The 18,744-nt window shown below is 61.2% G+C and carries 19 protein-coding genes; 5 read left to right on the top strand and 14 right to left on the bottom strand.

Annotation, left to right across the window (positions count from 1 at the left end; all coding sequences use genetic code 11):
* Positions 1-704: 704 nt before the first annotated feature.
* A complete protein-coding gene (locus tag SO156_RS00510; protein WP_498533489.1) occupies positions 705-932 on the bottom strand; it encodes a hypothetical protein in 228 nt (75 codons plus the stop codon).
* Positions 933-1,832: 900 nt separating this feature from the next.
* Here SO156_RS00510 and SO156_RS00505 point away from each other — a divergent pair.
* Positions 1,833-2,009, top strand: a complete 177-nt coding sequence (locus SO156_RS00505; RefSeq protein WP_458145833.1) for a hypothetical protein — start codon at positions 1,833-1,835, stop codon at positions 2,007-2,009.
* A 31-nt stretch (positions 2,010-2,040) separates the two neighbouring features.
* On the opposite strand, the gene SO156_RS00500 is transcribed toward SO156_RS00505, so the two are convergent.
* Positions 2,041-2,247: a cold-shock protein gene (locus SO156_RS00500; protein ID WP_458145832.1), complete on the bottom strand. Its 207-nt coding sequence runs from the start codon at positions 2,245-2,247 to the stop codon at positions 2,041-2,043.
* A gap of 242 nt (positions 2,248-2,489) precedes the next feature.
* On the opposite strand from SO156_RS00500, the gene dinB reads away from it, so the two are divergent.
* Positions 2,490-3,593 carry a DNA polymerase IV gene (gene dinB, locus SO156_RS00495; RefSeq protein WP_498533488.1) on the top strand — a complete coding sequence of 368 codons (1,104 nt, stop codon included), beginning with the start codon at positions 2,490-2,492 and terminating at the stop codon, positions 3,591-3,593.
* Positions 3,594-3,654: 61 nt separating this feature from the next.
* Here the strand turns inward: dinB and SO156_RS00490 are convergent, their stop codons facing one another.
* Positions 3,655-3,948 carry a hypothetical protein gene (locus tag SO156_RS00490; protein ID WP_498533487.1) on the bottom strand — a complete coding sequence of 98 codons (294 nt, stop codon included), beginning with the start codon at positions 3,946-3,948 and terminating at the stop codon, positions 3,655-3,657.
* A gap of 911 nt (positions 3,949-4,859) precedes the next feature.
* On the opposite strand from SO156_RS00490, the gene SO156_RS00485 reads away from it, so the two are divergent.
* Complete coding sequence (locus SO156_RS00485; protein WP_498533486.1) at positions 4,860-5,597, top strand: transglycosylase SLT domain-containing protein; 738 nt, start codon at positions 4,860-4,862, stop codon at positions 5,595-5,597.
* A 155-nt stretch (positions 5,598-5,752) separates the two neighbouring features.
* Positions 5,753-6,292 carry a hypothetical protein gene (locus SO156_RS00480; protein WP_458145828.1) on the top strand — a complete coding sequence of 180 codons (540 nt, stop codon included), beginning with the start codon at positions 5,753-5,755 and terminating at the stop codon, positions 6,290-6,292.
* A gap of 119 nt (positions 6,293-6,411) precedes the next feature.
* Here the strand turns inward: SO156_RS00480 and SO156_RS00475 are convergent, their stop codons facing one another.
* Positions 6,412-6,585, bottom strand: a complete 174-nt coding sequence (locus tag SO156_RS00475; protein ID WP_498533485.1) for a hypothetical protein — start codon at positions 6,583-6,585, stop codon at positions 6,412-6,414.
* A gap of 304 nt (positions 6,586-6,889) precedes the next feature.
* On the opposite strand from SO156_RS00475, the gene SO156_RS00470 reads away from it, so the two are divergent.
* The gene (locus tag SO156_RS00470) at positions 6,890-7,351 is read left to right on the top strand and encodes a hypothetical protein (protein ID WP_498533484.1); all 462 of its coding nucleotides are present in this window, start codon (positions 6,890-6,892) and stop codon (positions 7,349-7,351) included.
* A gap of 91 nt (positions 7,352-7,442) precedes the next feature.
* Here the strand turns inward: SO156_RS00470 and SO156_RS00465 are convergent, their stop codons facing one another.
* The 10 genes from SO156_RS00465 to SO156_RS00420 form a co-directional block, all read right to left on the bottom strand.
* On the bottom strand, positions 7,443-8,144 hold the full coding sequence (locus tag SO156_RS00465; protein ID WP_498533483.1) for an HpcH/HpaI aldolase family protein: 702 nt from the start codon (positions 8,142-8,144) through the stop codon (positions 7,443-7,445).
* Positions 8,145-8,156: 12 nt separating this feature from the next.
* The gene (locus SO156_RS00460) at positions 8,157-8,963 is read right to left on the bottom strand and encodes an SDR family NAD(P)-dependent oxidoreductase (RefSeq protein WP_498533482.1); all 807 of its coding nucleotides are present in this window, start codon (positions 8,961-8,963) and stop codon (positions 8,157-8,159) included.
* A gap of 7 nt (positions 8,964-8,970) precedes the next feature.
* Positions 8,971-10,653, bottom strand: coding sequence for a hydantoinase B/oxoprolinase family protein (locus SO156_RS00455; protein WP_498533481.1), 1,683 nt, complete (start codon positions 10,651-10,653; stop codon positions 8,971-8,973).
* Positions 10,654-10,666: 13 nt separating this feature from the next.
* Positions 10,667-12,733, bottom strand: coding sequence for a hydantoinase/oxoprolinase family protein (locus tag SO156_RS00450; RefSeq protein WP_498533480.1), 2,067 nt, complete (start codon positions 12,731-12,733; stop codon positions 10,667-10,669).
* Positions 12,734-12,974: 241 nt separating this feature from the next.
* Positions 12,975-13,913 (bottom strand): nitrogen assimilation transcriptional regulator NAC, encoded by a 939-nt coding sequence (nac, locus tag SO156_RS00445; protein ID WP_498533479.1) that lies wholly within the window; start codon positions 13,911-13,913, stop codon positions 12,975-12,977.
* 140 nt (positions 13,914-14,053) lie between these two features.
* On the bottom strand, positions 14,054-15,262 hold the full coding sequence (locus SO156_RS00440) for an aspartate transaminase (RefSeq protein WP_498533478.1): 1,209 nt from the start codon (positions 15,260-15,262) through the stop codon (positions 14,054-14,056).
* A gap of 64 nt (positions 15,263-15,326) precedes the next feature.
* On the bottom strand, positions 15,327-16,067 hold the full coding sequence (locus SO156_RS00435; protein WP_498533477.1) for a branched-chain amino acid ABC transporter ATP-binding protein: 741 nt from the start codon (positions 16,065-16,067) through the stop codon (positions 15,327-15,329).
* The gene (locus tag SO156_RS00430; RefSeq protein ID WP_498533476.1) at positions 16,060-16,830 is read right to left on the bottom strand and encodes an ABC transporter ATP-binding protein; all 771 of its coding nucleotides are present in this window, start codon (positions 16,828-16,830) and stop codon (positions 16,060-16,062) included. The genes SO156_RS00435 and SO156_RS00430 overlap by 8 nt, the downstream gene beginning before the upstream one ends.
* Positions 16,827-17,813, bottom strand: a complete 987-nt coding sequence (locus SO156_RS00425) for a branched-chain amino acid ABC transporter permease (protein ID WP_458145818.1) — start codon at positions 17,811-17,813, stop codon at positions 16,827-16,829. The genes SO156_RS00430 and SO156_RS00425 overlap by 4 nt, the downstream gene beginning before the upstream one ends.
* Positions 17,814-17,858: 45 nt before the next feature.
* Positions 17,859-18,731, bottom strand: coding sequence for a branched-chain amino acid ABC transporter permease (locus SO156_RS00420; protein ID WP_498533475.1), 873 nt, complete (start codon positions 18,729-18,731; stop codon positions 17,859-17,861).
* Positions 18,732-18,744 lie beyond the last annotated feature (13 nt).

Here is an 18,744-nt window from a genome sequence, read left to right as displayed (position 1 = left end):
GGCAGTCGTGGGTAGCCTTGTCTCGCCGGGCAGACGTTTGAATTCCCGATCTACTGTTGTATCCGGGGCTGGTCGCAGCTTAAGGGTTGGCTGCGGACTTATTTCAACACGGAATTAGATCAGCGCTTTCGAACTGAGGCCGCCTGCGAGGCGGCCTCTTTGTGTCGACAACAAAGAAGGCCCCGGTGGGCTGGCAGCGAACTACGATCTGGGATCGGCTCGTGTCCCCTTACAGGGGGATTATTGAAGTGACCGCAGCACGTCAGGAGCACACGAAATTGCCGCTTGTTCCTGACCACCAAATGGCATCGGGAATCGGCGTCGATTTTTTCGGGCCGTGCCGAATGGGCTTGAATATAGCTTGATCCTTGAGCGTCGCGATTGGCCGTACCGCGGCAGTCACAATACATGGATCAAAGTGAAGAACCGCAGCCATCCGGCGATGGAGCGCGAGCCCTGATCGCGGCCACGGCAAATGCGGCATATGGGTGCGGCACAGAGGCGTACTGGATCGGTGAGGCGGACGGCACGATGGGACTGCTTCCCAGAGGAGTAGCCTGGCACCTCCGGGTTGGAGACGCCAGCACCTGGCCCACGGTTGCGAGGACTACATCGGAAGCCGGTGCGCCCTCCTTTGAAATTTACTGCAAGTTGCAAATTGCAGAGATTGGGTGTACTTTTGCGGTGTTTCGAACCATGAATATTTATAAATTCGGATTTATAGCATGGTTGCCCAGACGACGTTTGTGGTCGGCACCCGCATCAAGATAAGCCAGCTCGGCGCCCTTCAGTGCCCCGATCTGGCTAACAAGACTGGTACGGTCGTCGAAGTCAGTCTTCGCACCACCGGTATCACCGTGTTGCTTGATGGCGGGGCAAGACCAACTTGCCTCCACCAGGACTACGTATCCCCTCTGGGATAACAGATTCATGCGGGCCTTCCCGGTTGCGGTTCCCGTGCGACTGGCGCCGGCTGGCAACGGCGCATTGTAAAATCCAAGGCGCGCGCGAAGTTGAGGCGATCGGCCAAGATCGAGAAGATGCTCTCAGGGGAAAACGAGCGGTAGGTCAGCGCACCTGCATTTTCCGAATCGGCAACTCGTGTTCGCTCTCTTCTGGTAGTTCCGAACTGCTGGGCATACATGCTGAGCCATTTCGTCTCGATCCTTCTGCTTGCCATCGCCCTCACCCTGACCTTGTGCTTCGGGGTAGCAGCTTGGCGCCAGTCGGCCGGCAAAGACATCGACATCACCGCCACGATTCCACATCAGGAATACGGCTGGAGGTCGAGGCCGACAAATTGAACGCCTGGCGCTCGCCCTGCGTTTGCCAGAGCATGCGCCGTCGATAACGGCGTGAACAACCGAACGCAGACGGGCTGAGAAGGAGAAGCGAAGCTGAGCGACACCACATTGGCCAAACTCATCGTCGCCGTATTGCTTCTGACCGCGTTGACGGTGTGGCGCGCGTCGGAACCGGTACGCGCATCTTGTCACCACCATTGCCCCACTGATTTCTCCGCCATTCGTCGATAGTGTCCCGCCACGAAATTGGAAATTGACGGAAACCTGGGCGACCTCGGTCTGCATGTGAGGCACATCAACAGCCGCCGTTTTGGCGGCATCAGCAGCGCTCGTCGTGCCGATTTATCCGGGAAGCTTGGGTCCGCTTCCGCCGACGGCCACCATAAGGTATTCAGTTGTTGAAATTGGCGCCCGCCAACTGGCGTGCTCAGTTCCACAGAGAATAGTTATTTTTGATAACAATGTTTGTTCTGACGTAATCACGCGATTACGGTCAGCGCCCGCTTTAGTAACAGTTCGGGGCGTCCCATGACCGGTTTCCAAGCCAAGCTAGAACGTTTTGAAGGCCTCGCTACCGAGTGTGAGTTGATGGCCACGCGACTGGATGGAAACAAGCGCGAGCTGTACCAGCGACTGGGCGCGCACTATCGCGAATTGGCTCACGACATGCGTACCCTGATCGCCTCGTTCGACGTCGCCGCGTAGTGGTTCGTACTACGTCCTCGCCGGCGCTCCGTCAGCCAATCCGCAGATCTTCCGCCGACATCTTGCCCGAGCGCCCCGCCCTCAGCTGGTAGCTGATCCGCGCGCCTTCGGCCAAGCCCGTGTACCCGGCCTTCTCGACGGCGCTGATGTGCACGAAGACATCTTGGCCACCTTCATCAGGCTGAATGAAGCCATAGCCTTTGGTCGCGTTGAACCACTTTACTTTGCCCATCGCCAATGTCGCAGTCTCCGAATCAATAAAATATCTTCCAAAGCAAAGGATACTCTAACCACGGATACCTGACTGTTCGATTCCTGACACAGCAGCAGGATCCGCCGGCCGGGATCTCTCCAGAGGCGGCCGCCGTCGCGGTCGTCGAGATGCTGGACTCGATCGGCGACAGCTGCCCGGAGTCCCGGCCTTCGGATCGAGGCCCAGTTCGCCGCGACTTCGCTGTTGGCTCTCTGTACAATCGACGCATGGCCCCACCCGATCCGGAGCAAAGCGTCTCGACGGCGCCTCATCGCAAGATCATCCATATCGACATGGATGCGTTCTACGCGTCGGTGGAACAGCGCGATAACCCGGAACTGCGCGGCAAGCCGGTCGCGGTAGGCGGCTCGGCAGAACGCGGCGTCGTCGCGGCCGCAAGCTACGAGGCCCGCAAGTTTGGCGTTCGCTCCGCGATGCCGTCGATCACCGCTAAACGGCAGTGTCCCGATCTGATCTTCGTCAAGCCGCGCTTCGAGGTCTACAAGTCCATCAGCCGACAGATCCGCGAGATCTTCGCCGAGCACACACCGATCATCGAACCCTTGTCGCTCGATGAGGCCTACCTTGACGTCACTGAAAACCTTCAAGGCATCCCGCTCGCCAGGGACATCGCCCTGGCAATCCGCGAAAAAATCAAGGTCGAGACCGGCCTTAACGCCTCCGCCGGTATTTCCTACAACAAGTTTCTGGCGAAGCTCGCCTCCGATCACCGCAAGCCCAATGGGCAGTTCGTCATCTCGCCCGAGATGGGACCGACCTTCGTAGAGGCACTGCCCGTGGGCAAATTCCACGGGATAGGTCCCGCAACGAGCGCGAAGATGAATGCCCTGGGCATCTTCACGGGTCTCGACATGCGCAACCAGACGCTGGAGTTCATGAACGCAAACTTCGGCAAGTCGGGCGCCTACTACTACTGGATCTCACGCGGCGTCGACGAACGGCCTGTTCGAGCCAACCGCATTCGGAAGTCGGTCGGCGCGGAGAATACGTTCTCGACCGACCTGACCGACTTCGACACAATGGTCGCGGAGCTCAAGCCGCTGATCGACAAGGTCTGGCGACACTGCGAGTCGGCGGGCACCCGAGGCCGAACGGTGACGCTCAAAGTGAAGTTCGCCGACTTCGAGATCATCACGCGCAGCCGGTCCGCCCCTTCGATTGTCGCGAGCCGCCGCGATCTCGCAGGATTGGCGATCGCTCTGCTGGAGGACAACATGCCCCTGCCGAAGCCGGTGCGCCTCCTCGGGGTGTCGCTGTCTTCCCTCCACGTCGGGGATGACGCCGAGCCGCAACTGGATTTCGGGCTTTGAGCCCGGACTAGATGTGAATCTCGACCACCAAGGGGCGGTGTCGCTGCGATCGTCCGCAGGGTCAAGACGGCCTTGGCAGCAACAGGATCAGCAGCAGCGCCAGCGTAAAATCCAAAGCGAGTGCAAAGCTGAGGCGATCGGCCACCCCGGAGAAAATGTTCTTGATCGACGTGGATGGCTGCTGTCCCAACCGGCCGTCATCCTTGGCACGTGAAACATTTGGCCGCGGAGGCTCAAGATATGGCGCATATGCCAAATATTCGGCGTGTCGTCTGCGTGAGACGACTTCGCGAGTGCCGTAGCCTATGGCAAAACCCAAACCGATTGCCGCGAGCAGAATCGCCAATCCGAGCATAGAATAACCTATCGCTGCCTCACTCCGGTTGTCGTTAACCCGGATTGGTCGAATTTGATCCTGAGCGGAGCGTTTGCGAACTTGCCATTTGCCTCATCAAGGAAGCACCTTGCAGCCCCGACCGGCGTTGGTGACCACCCGGTGACCAGGTACCAGAGCCGCGGCGCGGGCCAGCCGGTCCTCTAGTTGACGCCACAACGCTTGCGCGGGCGCCCTCACGTTCATTCTGATGCTATCGCGAACGCAGGTCTCCGGATCGCGAGATGCCTTCCATGCTTTGCTCATCGCCCCGCATTAACCCTGTCTCTGATCTTGTCCCGTATCCACGCCGGCTGGTTCACTTCTGCCGCTAAGCCGCCTCATTGGATATCTGCAATCGTCTCCGATTTTCGGGCGCTCATTTCCGGCGGGCTTTGAGCAAGGCTTCCTCCTCGGACAGCGTGAAATCAGATGAGAGCAGCTCTCATCCTTGTTGGCCTCAGTACGCTCGCGGTGATGGAACTCAAGACACCACCGCGCACGGCAAAGCCTGTGAACGATCCGCCCGCTCGGGCGGCCGTTGTCTCATACGATACGCTGACGACCGCGGACCGCCTTGACATCCCGCATATGTTTCAAGCTCCGCCGCAGCCGATCGCCTCGGGCAAAGTGACTCCTCCGCCCGATCAAACCTCAAATGTTGGGCCTTCGAGGATTGAAGAGCGACGGAGCGCACACCGCGGAAAATCCGCGGTCGTGCTGCCCAGAGCTCGGCCCGAGCAGCGAATTTCCAAGACAACCGCGAAACTTGACCGCGCCAGACCGGTCGCAGAGGTCAAACCTTGCCCGTCAGGTGTCGTCGATGGCCTGCTCCGAGCGTTGAACCTGCCAACACGATGCCCGACCTAGCGCAACCATTCCTCAGAAATGAGGTGGCCGACGGTCTCGCGCGGCGCCTCGCGCATGCGTCAGAGCAAACATCCCGCCCCGGCGAGATTCGCCCACCTCGTCCGGACGAGCGCGCGTACGTTGTTACCGCGCGGCACTGGCTGTCGGCGGAATCCATCACGACTGTCCTTGGAGTGGCGATCAGCCTGGCCTTCGTCGCAAGTGTCGTCCTATTTCGCGATGCGCATTTGAACGGGACATTGATCGACAAGACGGCCGCAAAGGCATTGGTCGAGCGCATCATCGTCGCCGAGTCCAATGGTGACTCGAATGCCAGGAACAAGCGCTCGAGTGCCACCGGTGCTGCCCAGTTTCTCGATAACACGTGGCTCGAAACAGTTCGAAAGCACCGACGCGATCTGATTCAGGGGCGCAGCGACAAGGAGGTGTTGGACCTGCGGCGAGATCCCGAGCTTGCGCGAGAGATCGCCACGCGACTGGTCGAGGAGTATGCCGCGATCCTCAACAAGCACGGTCTGCCGGTCACACCCGGCTCTCTCTACCTCGCGCATTTCGCGGGACCGGCCGGCGCAGTAGCGCTATTGTCGGCTGCCGAAAATGCCGATGCGGCTTCACTTATGGCTGCCGCTGACGCAACGGGTCGCACCTCACGCGAAAAACTGGTCAATGCCAATCCGTTTCTCAAGGCACTGACGGTAGGCGATATCAAAGGGTGGGCCGATCGCAAGATGGCGGTAGGCAGTTCGCCGGGGCGCTCATAAGAGCGAAAGAGGGCTCGCGACAGCGGAAAGGAAAACTCCTCCGCCGCGACTTGAGCCGTACCGAGCCCATTAATAGTAAACCAACCCTTAACCTGTCGTTGGTAGCTTCGGCCGGTCTGGGTGGCGACCTTCCGATCAAACGGGAGCGAATACCCATGCCCGTCGAGATGCTGACTTACGCCGAACTCGGCGAAAGGCTGAATATTTCTCCGGAAGCGGCAAGAGCACTCGTCAAGCGACATCGACTGCCGCGCAGCCGTTCGAACGATGGCAAGACGTTGGTGCAGGTTGACCTCAGCGAGATCAGCCATTCTCCCATCACGCGCGTATCCCAGCCCCCCGCCGGTCACCAGGTGGTCAGCGCCTTAAAGGATCACATCGCGACTTTGCAGGCGGATCTCATGGAGATGAAGGTGATCGCCGGCGGTCACCGGGCGGACTTCGAAAGAGAGTGCGATCGCACCAGCAAGCTCCTGGCGGAATTGCTGAAGGCAAATAGTGAAACTACGGCGGCTCGAGAGAAAGCCGCCCACCTGGAGGGAACCTTGTCGACTGTTGGGCGGCCTTGGTGGCGGCGACTGAGGAAGACTTTGGCGCAAATCCCGCTGGGTGTTCGGCGAAGTTGGTCGTTGCCAGGTCACGCCGTTGTCGTGGCGCATGGAGAGGAAGAGCAAGACGTCCCCAGCGCGGTCTGAGGGCCGCAGTCCGCCAACGCCAGGATGGACAATTATCCATCCGGCGGCCATTTCATTTGCGCGCATGGGAGCGCCGGCCCAAAGCCGTATCGGCGGCCAAGAGCCAGAGGCCAGAGCTTCTAGTCCGTCTTAGCCTCATGCGCTCGGATCAGCGCAAGATTTTTCAGAACGCGCTCGGCCAACGACTCCTGTTCAGCATCGCTCTCGCGATGCGAACTTTCGCCTGCCTCATAGCTTGCGAGGTCCTTGCGGTCGTTATCTACCGCCCAACGAAGCCGACCGATGGATTTCATCGAATTTGCCCGCCACAATGTGCCCTTATCGGCGGCCCAGCACACTGCCCCCGCCGAAACGTGTGCCGGGCCTAGCCAGTCCGGCTGGTCGAACCCTGACCGGCTAGTGTCGATATTGAGGCAAGAATGCGATTTTGGGAATTGCTCGGCTGCAACACTCGATAGATTTTAGTAGGGCCGCAGCAAGTTCAGCACGGCCCCGGCGCCGGCAAAGTGGATCCATTCATTGCAACGCGCCTCTCGTCTTATTCTAGGCTGATTCCGACGCGACGCTTGGATCGGGCGACGCTCGGGACCAATCGGCATGATCAGAACTATTGCCGCTTGCATCATATGCGTGGTTGGCGTGGTCTCCCCGCTCGGCCCCAGCCGCGCGCCAGCACCAGCTACCGAAGTTGGCACTACGTCGGATTATCCGACGGTCAGCCCCAACAAAAGCGATCGGCTTCCGATCCACAGTGAAGCAATCGCTCCGAAGGTCGCCGTCGAGGCGGAAAAGCCGGCCGTGCCGACACCTCAAATCGCTGCTGCTCCGCCGCAGGCCGAACCCAAGGCGGATCGAAAGCTGCCTGAGTTCATTCCTCGTCACTGGCACGATCCGTCGGCTTCCAGAAACAAGATCCAAAACCGCGGTACCGCTGAGGCGAAGAGGCCACAGACACGTCCGATCGAAAAGCCAAAGCAAGTGAGCGAAGTGAGAAACTGCAGTTCAGACGGGCTGGCTCCCCTCCTGCGGCAACTCAACCTGCAGCCGGCCTGCGACTGACAAGCTCCAGCGCCGGGCCGTCCTCTCCGCCACGTGTCACTTCGACCCGAAGCCGACATCCGAAGGGGTCCAACCGCGCTTTTGATTGATCCTACCGACCGAGCATCTTCTTCACGCCGGCCAGTCCGACGCGAAGGAACGGATCGGAATGGATGTAGAAGTACCGCACACCCTGCTCGAGCCAGGACGGCAGTTCGTCCGATGTCACGAGCGTGCCGGCGACCTTGCCGGCCGCGCGAATTTTCTTCACGGCAACGCCGACCCGCTCGGTGACCGCCAGCGGCCGAGGCTGGCCGAACGGTGGGGCTGGCGGATACCCCATGTTCTGGGACAGATCGCCGGGTCCGATGAAGAATACGTCGATCCCCTCCACCGCGAGAATCTCATCGATGTCGTCGATCGCTTTCGGCGTCTCGATCATCGCGATGACGAGCCGTTTTTCGTGGTCAGCGGGACACGCATAACGAACCGCATCGACGATGGCGCCCGCCTGGTCGGCGGTATCGACCATCGGAACCATGAGACCATCGGCGCCGGCATTGAGATAGCGGATCAGGATCGGCCGCTCATGCGAGTGCGGGCGAACGACGGCCGTACCACCTGCCCCGCGGATCGCCTGCGCGGTCACGCGCACATCCTCAAAACTCCAGGTGCCGTGCTCGCAATCGACGAAGATGGCATCAGCCCCGAGCTCGACCAGGCGGACCGCCAGTCCCGATGAAGCATGGTGGGGCGTGAGCATGGTGATCGCCTCGCCCTTGGCAAGACGCTCGCGCAGTTTGGCTCCGTTCATGGGAAATCCTCACTACTCGCTCTTGGGCTTGTCGCTCAGGCCTGCGGGGGATCCGACCCAGCGGGCCGCCTCGATGTCCGCGGACGTATCCCGCATGAAAGTCGGACAGATATGCAGCTCCGGGATCACGGCACCCTTTTGCAGGCTGGCGCAGAGCAGGACCGCGCGCGCGACATCGTGCGGATTGAGCATCACCGCGCGCTCGCTTTCCGCCGGCGGACGCGCGCGATTGTCCATGATCGGAGTGTCCGTCTCTCCCGGCAGAATCGTCGTCGCGCGAATGCCCTGGTTGCGGTAGGTATTATGCAGGAAGGTCATGAAATTCTTGACGCCTGCCTTGGCCGCACCATAGGCGGCGCCGCCGAGCAGGTTCGGATTGATGACCGCCAGCGAGGAGACAGTGATGATCGTGCCTTCCTTCCTGGCGATCATGCCTTCCAGCACGGCCTGGGTAAGGTTGAACACCGCGGTGAGATTGACATTCACCGTGGCGTTCCACTCGGCCTCGCTGATGAACCGTGCGTTCAGCACCTTGCTGGCGCTGCCGGCATTGTTCACGAGGATGTCGATCGACCCGACATTGCTCTTGACCCAGGCGACCGTCGCCAGGATCTCGTCCCGCGACGCTATGTCGAGTGCACGGGCGAACGCCTTGCCGCCTGCTTTCTCAATCGCTGCGACGACTTCCTGTAAGGGTGCGATGCGGCGGCCGGTGAGGACAAGCGTTGCGCCTTCCTGAGCCAGAAGGATCGCGGTCTCGCGTCCGATTCCCGTTCCCGCCCCGGTGACGAGTGCGATCTTCTTCTCCAGCAGGCCCATAATTCCTCTACTCGGCAGCCGTCGCCGCCAGGCTTGAGCATTGATAGCCGTAAAACTGCCGTGCAGCCGCGGCCGTAATCAACCCCTCAGCGACGTCGAGCGCGATCGATGCTGCGCTGCGTTCGGAGGTCTTTCCCCATCCGCCACCACCGGGCGTCTCGACCTCCAAGCAATCGTCGGTCTTCAGGACGACCTTACCCTTGGGAAACTGTGGTTCGCTATTTTTGGTCACCTTGCCGGCACTACCGGATTGCCCGCCGACGACGCCGAAACAGGGATGACGCACGCGCTCGGAGGCGAGGTAGATGCTCATCGGATTACGCCCGAGATTGCGCAGCACGACGCGCTGACCGAGGCCGCCACGGCTCTTGCCTGCACCGCCGGAATCCGGAATCAGCTCCTTGCATTCGGTGAGCACAGGGACGGCAATCTCGAACATCTCGATCGCCGTCACCTTGCAGTTGGACGGGAAACTCAGTGTGTCGAGACCATCGAGCTCCGCGCGCGCACCCTGGCCGCCGTGAAAATTCTGGACCGAGCTGTATTGCGAGCCGTCATCGCGCTGGCCAACGCAATTCGCCGCCCAGATTGGAGCGCCGCCGCTATCGGCCATGACCATCCTCGGCACGACACTCTCGAGGGCCTTGAAGATCAGCGAAGGAATGACATGGCCGATCAGGTTTCGTGAGTTTCCGGCGGTCCACTGCTGCGGATTGAGGATGGAGCCGAGCGGTGCTTCGTCGGTTATCGGCGTGATGCAGCCCTCGTTGTTCGGCGTGTCGGGGTCGAGCAGGCATTTCAGCGCATAGACCGAATGGGCGTAGCGATAGTTGGTGCGACAGTTGATCGAGTGGAGCACCTGGTCCGACGTTCCGGCGTAGTCGACGTGAATGGAGTCGTCACGGACGATGACGGATGCCTTGAGCTTCACATCGGTGTCGTAGCCGTCGAGCAGAACCTCGGCCATATAGGTTCCATTCGGCCATTGCCGGATAGCCTTGCGCGTCTGCGCTTCAGATCGCGTGTGGATCGCATCCGCGAGTCCATCGACGCCGTCGAGATCGTATTCGTCCAGGAACTTCACCAGTTCGCGGCCCATGACGTTGTTGGCCGCAACCATGGATTCGAGGTCGCCCATCACCTCGGTCGGGAGGCGGACGGAGGCGGCAATGATGTCCAGCACGTCCTTGTTGGGAACGCCTGCCTCGTGCAGCTTCACGATTGGGAAGCGAATGCCCTCCTCGAAGATGTCGCTGGCCTCTGAATGCAAGGGGCGGCCACCGATGTCGGGGAGATGGGCGATCGAGCCCGCATAAGCAACGATCTTGCCCTTCCTGAAGATGGGCGTGAGCATCGTGACGTCAGGGAGATGGCCGGTGCCGATCTCGGGATCGTTCGTTGCCAGCACATCGCCCTCTTGCAAGGTTTCGGGCGGGAACTTCGGCAGAAAGTACTTTTGAGCCGCCATCGGCAGCGACGTGATGAATACCGGAATCGACCAGGTGCATTGGGCGAGCGCCCTGCCGCGGCTGTCCAGCAGCACGGTCACATAGTCATGGTTCTCGCGCACGATCGGCGAGAATGCCGTCCGTCCGAGCACGATGTCGGCCTGGTCGGCGATGAAGATCAAGCGATTCCACATCACCTGAAGGTTGATTGGATCATTGAAATCAGCTCGATTCACGGACATTGCGCGTCAGTCCTTAAGCGATGTTGATGATGAGATTGCCGTGGGCATCGACGTGGGCCTTGCCGTCCGGTCCGACCACCGCGGTCGACTCTCTCTGCTCGACGATGGCAGGGCCCTGGATTTCCTCGCCGACCGGCAATTTGTAGTGATCGTAGACCGGCGTATCGGTGTAACCGCCGAGCTCATTGAAATAGACCGCGCGGGTGCTCTTTTTGGCTTCGGCAGCCTGCCTGCTGTGCGGCCGGGCAATCTGATCCTTCTGGCCGCTCGAGCGCAGACGCCAGGTGATAACCTCGACCGCCGAGCCGGCAACGGTGCGGCCAAACAGCTCGCGATACAGCTTGTAGAAATTGTCGACGAGCAGCTTCAGAAACTGCTTTGGCGGCAGACTGCGATCCGGTACAGCCACCGTGATCTCATGTCCCTGACCGACGTGACGCATATCGACCGTGTAGCTGTTGGTGATCGCATTCGGTGCGATGCCGGCGGCAGTGACGACTTCCGCCCCCTGAGCCGCAAGATCGCCGAGCAAGCGATCCATGGTCTCGAAATCCCAATTGTCGAGCTGCATCGGGAAGCTCGCGGAGAGATCGACAGCAACAGGGGCGATGAGCAGCCCGATGGCCGAAGTGACGCCTGCACCGGTCGGACAGATGATCCGCTTGATGCCGAGCTTGCGCGCGATGCCATAGGCATGCACCGGACCCGCACCGCCAAAGGCCACCATCGGCAGGCTGCGTGGATCGACGCCGAGGTCGGTTGCATGAACGGCGGCCGCCTTGCTCATGGATTCATTGACGAGGTCGTGAATGCCCCAGGCGCAGCGCGGTACGCTGACTTCGAGAGAACCGGCGAGTTTGGCCATCGCGGTCTCCGCCGCAGCCTTGGAGACCTTGAACGAGCCGCCTACGAAGGACTCGGTACCCATGTAGCCGAGCAGAATGTCGGCATCCGTCACGGTCGGCTCGGTACCGCCACGCTGATAGGCGGCCGGCCCTGGAAGCGCGCCGGCCGAGCGCGGCCCGACATCGAGCAGGCCAAGCGGGTTCTTCGCAGCAATCGAGCCGCCTCCGGCGCCGATCTCGATCATGCGGATCGACTGGATCTTGAGCGGGAAACCCGACCCTTTCCGAAAGCGATGATAGTGCGCGACTTCAAGGTCGGTCCCGACAGTCGGCTCGCCATTCGGAATCAGGCACAATTTGGCGGTGGTGCCACCCATGTCAAATGAAAGAACGCTGCCCTCGCCCGCAATGCGGCCGAATTCGGCTGCAGCAACGGCGCCGGCTGCCGGACCCGACTCTATCAAACGCACCGGCAATTCCGCGGCGCGACGGCTTGGCACGAGGCCGCCCGACGAGGTCATCCACAGAACCGGCCGCTCGATGCCCTTCAAGGCGAACTCGCGCTCGAGGTGCGCGACGTGGCCCGACATTTGCGGACGCGTATAGGCGTTGACGACGGTCGTCGAAGCTCGGTCGAACTCGCGAACCTCCGGACAGACCTCGGAGGACAGCGAGACGAAGATGTCAGGGTTCTCTTCCCGAAGCAGCGCAGCGATCCGCTGCTCATGAGCAGGATACTTGTAGGCGTGGAGCAGGCACACCGCGACGGACCCGATACCCTCGTCGCGCAACCGACTGGCGATCTCCCGGACGGTCTCTTCCTTCAGCGCGGTGACAACATCGCCATCGGCCGACATCCGCTCTACCGCGCCAAAACTGTTTGCACGCGTGACCAGCGGGTCCGGATATCTGAGATTGAGGTCGTAGAGATCGTAGCGTCCCTCGTTGCGGATCCGCAGCATGTCCTGGAAACCGGCCGTCGAGATGAAGCCGGTCTTGACGCCCTTTCGCTCCAGCACGGCGTTGGTGACGACGGTCGTTGCGCCGAGCACCTGAAGCTTGTCGAGATCGACCACATCGCCGAACTGCTCGAGCAGATCGGACACGCCGCGAACCACGGCCTCCGCCGGATTGTTCGGCGTGCTCAAAACCTTGTGCAGATGCAATTCGCCCTTGTCGTCCAGCAACGCAAAATCGGTGAAGGTTCCGCCGGTATCGAATGCGAGCTTGGCCATCTTTTTCCTCGAAGCGAACGTCTCGGACGACGCTGATCCGTCAAATTTTCCCTGCTGACCGTGCGATCAAGGCATCGAGTCAAATGCGGATTCCACGATGTTTTCGAGGGTAAGAAATGCGGTCGCGGCCGGCCACCACAACTCCGATCTGCCGCCATAGGTTTTGTTTATGGCGTCCAGAACGCGGCATATCGGCTTCGAGCACACGTGCTCGCCTCTCTGCGGCGACCTGGGCTCGAACCTAGACCATCCGGATGCCCTGCGGATGGTTGCGCATGAGCTTCTCGACAACGGTGAGAAGTACGGACCGAGTAGCAAGCGCTGGTTCGGACAGCGGCAAGTGATCGGACACGCACAGCGAAACTGTAGCCTCGATCGCCGGACGGACAAGTCGCCGCACTTCGACACCAGGAAAGCTCGATGCGCTCGCGGCCACCGAGGCCGGCAGGATCGTCGAACCGAGCCCTTCCGTCACCGCCGCGCCCAACGCGGAAACCGACTCGATCTCAGATACGACGTTTGGCGTCACCCTGGCCCGCGCCAGGGATTCGTCGATCAGCCGTCGCAGGAAATGCCCCTGGCCCGGCAGCAGCAGCTTGACATCGGCCAGCGCCGAAAGCTGCAGCGGCTCATCCTTTGACTTCTTCGCGGCCGCCTCGGCGCGGGATATCAGATACAGCTCTTCCCGAAATAGCGGCTGGAGCTTCACGCCCTTGATCGGACCCGAACCGTAGATCATGGCCATGTCCATCTTTCCGGTCATGATGAGCTCGCTCAGCACATGGCCGAAACTATCGTTGATATGGACGATGATCTGCGGATGAAGCCTGGACATCTCCTTCAGAAGCGGCAGGGACAGCGTGCTGGAGGCCGAATAGGTCGCAAGCCCGATCGACACACGCCCGGCTAACGCCTTGGTCGATTGATCGATGTCGATCTGCGCCTGCTCGATCTGCTTCAGCAGCAACTGAGCATGGCGATAGAGAATGAGGCCCGCTTCGGTCGGAACGATGCCCTGATTGCTGCGTAGCAGCAGCTTGTGCTTGAAGTGGCTCTCGAGAGCGGCGATCTGCTGAGAGAGCGCGGGCTGTGCCGTACGCAAAAGGCCGGCCGCCCGCGATACGCTGCCGGCGTCGACGACCTTAACAAAGCTCTTCAGCTTCTTGAAATCGACGCTCATCTGGCGAACGCTATTCCTGGACCGGGACCGAGGGCGGCAAGTCAACTCCCCTCCGACAGTAGGCACTATCCTTTATCTAGGCTGTTGATTTCAATGGGAGTCTTGCCCATGCGCGGTCGATTTTGCGCCGCTGGCGTCTCTCAGCGCAGCGCCTTGCAGGCCTTCTCGATGCGGTCGCAGGCTTGCTTGATCGCATCCATCGAGGTTGCAATCGACAGGCGGAAGTAAGGTGAAAGTCCATAGGCCGCACCTTGCACCGCCGCCACGCCGACGTCGTCCAGCAGGTAGAGAACGAAATCCAGGTCGTTCTCGATGACCTTTCCGCCCGGTGTCGTCTTGCCGATCACACCGGCGCAGCCCGGATAGAGATAGAAGGCCCCGTCCGGAACGAGGCACGACAAGCCAGGTATCGCGTTCAGCCGCGCGCACGCATAGTCGCGCCGCTCCTTATAGAGCTTGACGCTTTCGCGAACGAAGGATTGGTCGCTTACGAGCGCATGGGCGGCGGCGGCCTGACTGATAGACGATGGGCACGACGACATCTGCGATTGCAGCTTGTTGATCGCGGCGACGAGCGGCGCAGGACCCGCCGCATAGCCGATCCGCCACCCGGTCATTGCGTAGCTCTTCGAAACGCCGTTGGTGAGAAGAATGCGCTCCCTTAATGCCGGCACGGCGGCCGCCAGCGTGGTCGCGGGCTCGTCACGATACCAGATCTGGTCATAGATGTCGTCGGACAGCACGAGGACATTCGGATGCCGCAGCAGGACAGCTCCCAGTGCTTCGAGGTCCGATCGCGAATAGGCAGCGCCCGTCGGGTTCGAGGGTGCATTGAGAATCAACCACCGCGTCCGCGGCGTGATCGCCGCCTCGAGTGCATCCGCCGTCAGCTTGAAACCCTGGTTCTCGGAGCACCGCACGATGACCGGCTTGCCGTCATTGGCAATAACCATGTCGGGATAGGAGACCCAATAGGGCGCCGGGATGATGACCTCCGCCCCCTCCTCCACGCTTGCCATCAACGCGAGGAACAGGATTTGCTTGGCTCCGCCGCCGACACAGATTTCGTTGTCGGAGTATTGAAGCCCCAGCCGCCGCTTGTAATCGGCAATGATCGCCTTGCGCAGGCTGACGGTGCCGTTCACCGCGGTGTACTTCGTCTCTCCGCGATCGATCGCCTCGTGCGCCGCGGCCTTGACATGGTCCGGGGTATCGAAATCCGGCTCGCCGATCGCCATGTCGATGATGTCGCGACCCGCGGCCTTCAGTTCGCGAACACGCGCGGAAGCCGCTGTGGTCGGTGAGATCTTGATGCGCGAGACGCGCGCGGCCGGCACGAAAATCGTCACTGTGGTCGTCCTCTCGAGTTGCGAATGGTGCCACGGCCGCCGCTCGGCGAGGCCGCGATGATCATCAATGTTCGACGTCGGTTTCGCCGCGCATGCGGCCCGTCAGGAACAACTCGCCCAGCTCATCATGGGTAATATCCGCAGGACGGCCGTCCCATATCACCTTGCCCAGACGCAGGATGACGGCGCGCTGTGCCACCGCCATGGCCTTCTTCGTGTTCTGCTCGACGAGCAGAATCGTCTGGCCGGCGGCATTGATACGAAGCAACTCATCGAAGACGATTCCAATGGCCGTGGGCGATAGTCCGACCGACGGCTCGTCAACCAGCAGGATCTTGGGCCGCTGCAGCACGGCCATTGCGACCTCCAGCAATTGCTGCTCGCCGCCGGACATGTTTCCTGCAAGCGTGTTGCGGCGCGTCTTCAAAATCGGAAACAGGTCATAAACATAGTCGCGCTCCGCCTTCACCCGGCTGTCGCGCAGCGTATGGGCGGCCATCTGAAGGTTCTCGTCGACGGTCATGACCGGGAAGTTGCAGCGTCCCTGCGGAACCCAGGAAATGCCTTCGGCAAGGATTGCGCGGGACTTGTAGGCGCTGATGTCCTTGCCCCGCCAGTTGATGCTGCCGCCCTTGATCGTCGTCATGCCATAGAGAGTCTTCAGGAGCGTCGACTTGCCTGCCCCGTTCGGCCCCATCAGGGCGACGAACTGTCCCTGGGGTACGTCGAGATCGACACCGTTGAGGATATCGAGCGAACCGTAGCCCGCGCGCAGGTCCTTGATCGAGAGAGAGGTTTCAGCCACCGAGATAGGCCTCCCGCACCGCCTGGTTTCGGACGATATCGTCTGGCGTGCCCTCTGCGAGCTTGCGTCCCTGGTCGAGCACGACCACGCGCCTGCACAGGCTCGTCACCACGTCGATGTTGTGCTCGATGATCAGGAAGCTGACGCCGAAGGATGTATTGGCAAGACGGATGCTGTCGACCACGCGCTCGATGAGCTTTGGGTTGATGCCGGCCATCGGCTCGTCGAGCAGGATGAGTTTTGGCTCGGGCATGAGCATCGAGGCGAACTGGATCAGCTTCTGCTGGCCTCCGGAAAGCTTGCCCGCGGGCTGGAAACGCACGTCCCACAGGCCAGCGATCCTGATCAGTTCGCGCGCCCGCTCCCGCAGTGCCGCCACGCGATTGCGGGCTGCGGCCCCTATTCCGAATGTCGACAGGATGCCGGGGAAGGTGAACATCTGGCCGGCGATGACAAGGTTTTCCTCGATATCGAGCGCGCTGAACACCACCGTCTTCTGAAAGGAGCGCAGCATACGGCCTTCGCGGGCGATGTCATTCAGCGACCACCCTGTGATGTCCTGGCCGTCCAGCTTAACGGCTCCCGCGCTCGGCCTGGCAAGCCCGGTCACGCAGTCGAAGAACGTCGACTTGCCCGAGCCGTTAGGCCCGATAAGCCCGCAGATCTCACCGCGATCGACGTGAAGATCGACGCTGTCGACCGCCCGCACAGCACCGTACGACTTGCAGAGACCGGAGATTTCGAGGATCGGGAGCCCGGTCATTTGCGCCTCTCGAGGAACGACCAGAACCGGCCGATGAGCGGTGCGAACCCGCTCGGAAACCAGAACACAAGGCCGAGCAGACAGAAGCCGTAAGCGATCATGCGCAGTTCAGGCGCGACGCGAAGTGCTTCGGTGAGGCCGACAAACAACAAGCTTCCGAAGATCACGCCCGTGATGGTCCCAGCCCCTCCTCCGAGCACGATGATCAGCATCGTCGTCGAATAGTACATCTGAAAGGTGAGTGGGCTGACCACGGTGAGGTAGTGCGCATAAAGGCTGCCGCCGAGGCCGGCAAAGGCGGCACTGATCATGAAGACCAGCAGCTTGTAGTGCCAGGTCGGAATGCCGACGGATTCGGCCAGCGTCTCGTTCTCGCGAATGGCGATCATGTTCCGCCCTGCCGGCGAGCGGACGATCAGATACGCGATCAGCGTGGCGAACGCGGCGATCGCGAGGACCAGATAATAGAAGCCGACCGTTCCGGAGACCGTGAACGAGGCCGGGCCCAGCGCGAAATAGGGCTTTGGAATGGCCGCCAGCCCCATGTCGCCGCGGGTCAGGCTGATCCAGTTCTTGGCGATGGCCTGGCCGATGATGACGAAGCCGAGCGTACACATCACAAAGGACGTGGCGCGCAGCCGCAGCGCGGGAATCCCGAGCGGCAGCGCGATGGCGCCGGCCGCGATGCCCGCCGCGAGGAAGTTCACATAGAAGGGCGTGCCGAAATGCACCGCGAGCAGCGCGGACGTATAGGCGCCGATACCGAAGAAAGCCGCTTGCGCCAGCGACAATAGCCCGGTGTAGCCGAGCAGCAGGTTCAACCCGTGGGCCGGCAGCAGGAAGATCAGCGCGATGATGATTGCGTGCAGGGGATAATTGCCGAGGAAGAGTGGAGCGGCGCAGGCGAGCGCCGCAAGTGCGACACCGAACGGAAGACGAAAGTCCCGCCCCGGGATCGGCAATGAGAGTTCGGCTGGCGTCATGTTCTGCACTCGAACGACCTCAAGAAGCTGTCTTCACTGCAAAAATCAAAACCGTGCCTGGGCCGAGAACAGCCCATGCGGCCGCCACATCAGAACCAGCATCAGGGTCGCAAATCCGACTGTGTCGCGGAACTGAAGGCCGACATAGGTCGCAACCAGGCTCTCCGCGATGCCCAAAATCATCGCCGCGACGAACGTGCCGCGAACGTTGCCAAGTCCGCCCATGATGATGATCGGCAGCGTCTTGAAGGTGATGAGCTCGCCCATGCCGCCATAGACGCTGACATTCACCGGCGCGGTCAGGACGCCCGAGAGTCCGGCGAGGCAGGCGCCGAGGATGAACGTCCACAGCGCGACATGGCGGACGTCGATACCGACCACCGCGCAGCACTCGATGTTCTGCGAGACCGCGCGCATGGCCTTGCCCATGCGGCTGTAGGTGACCATCAGCTCGAGGCCGACGAACACGATGAGGCCGACGATGATGATCAGCACGCGCTGCTCGGCGAGCGTGAAGCCGAACAGCGTCACCGGCTCGATGTAGCCGCCGGAGAAGAACTTGTAGCTGCCGCCGAACACCAGGATGACGGTGTTCTGCAGGATCAGAGCGACTCCGAGCGTGGCGAGCACCCCGGCCTCCGCCGGCGCGCCCACGATCCGCTGCATCACGAAATTGCCGACGACGACGGCGATCAGCGCCGTCGCGACCACGCCGATCACGACCGCGACCGGATAAGGCAGGTCGAAATGATCGATCGCGAACCACGCCCCGAACGTGCCGAGCATGTAATATTCGCCATGGGCGAAGTTGATGGCGCGCAGCACGCCGAAGATCATCGTCATGCCGACGGCGACGATCGCGTAGACCGATCCGGAAACGATACCGTTAACGACCTGCTCGATGACCGTGTAGAACATGTGACCCGCCGTC

This window comes from Bradyrhizobium sp. UFLA05-125, assembly GCF_059803515.1.
Note: the sequence above shows the minus strand (reverse complement) of the source record. Positions and strands in the feature narration are given on the sequence as shown.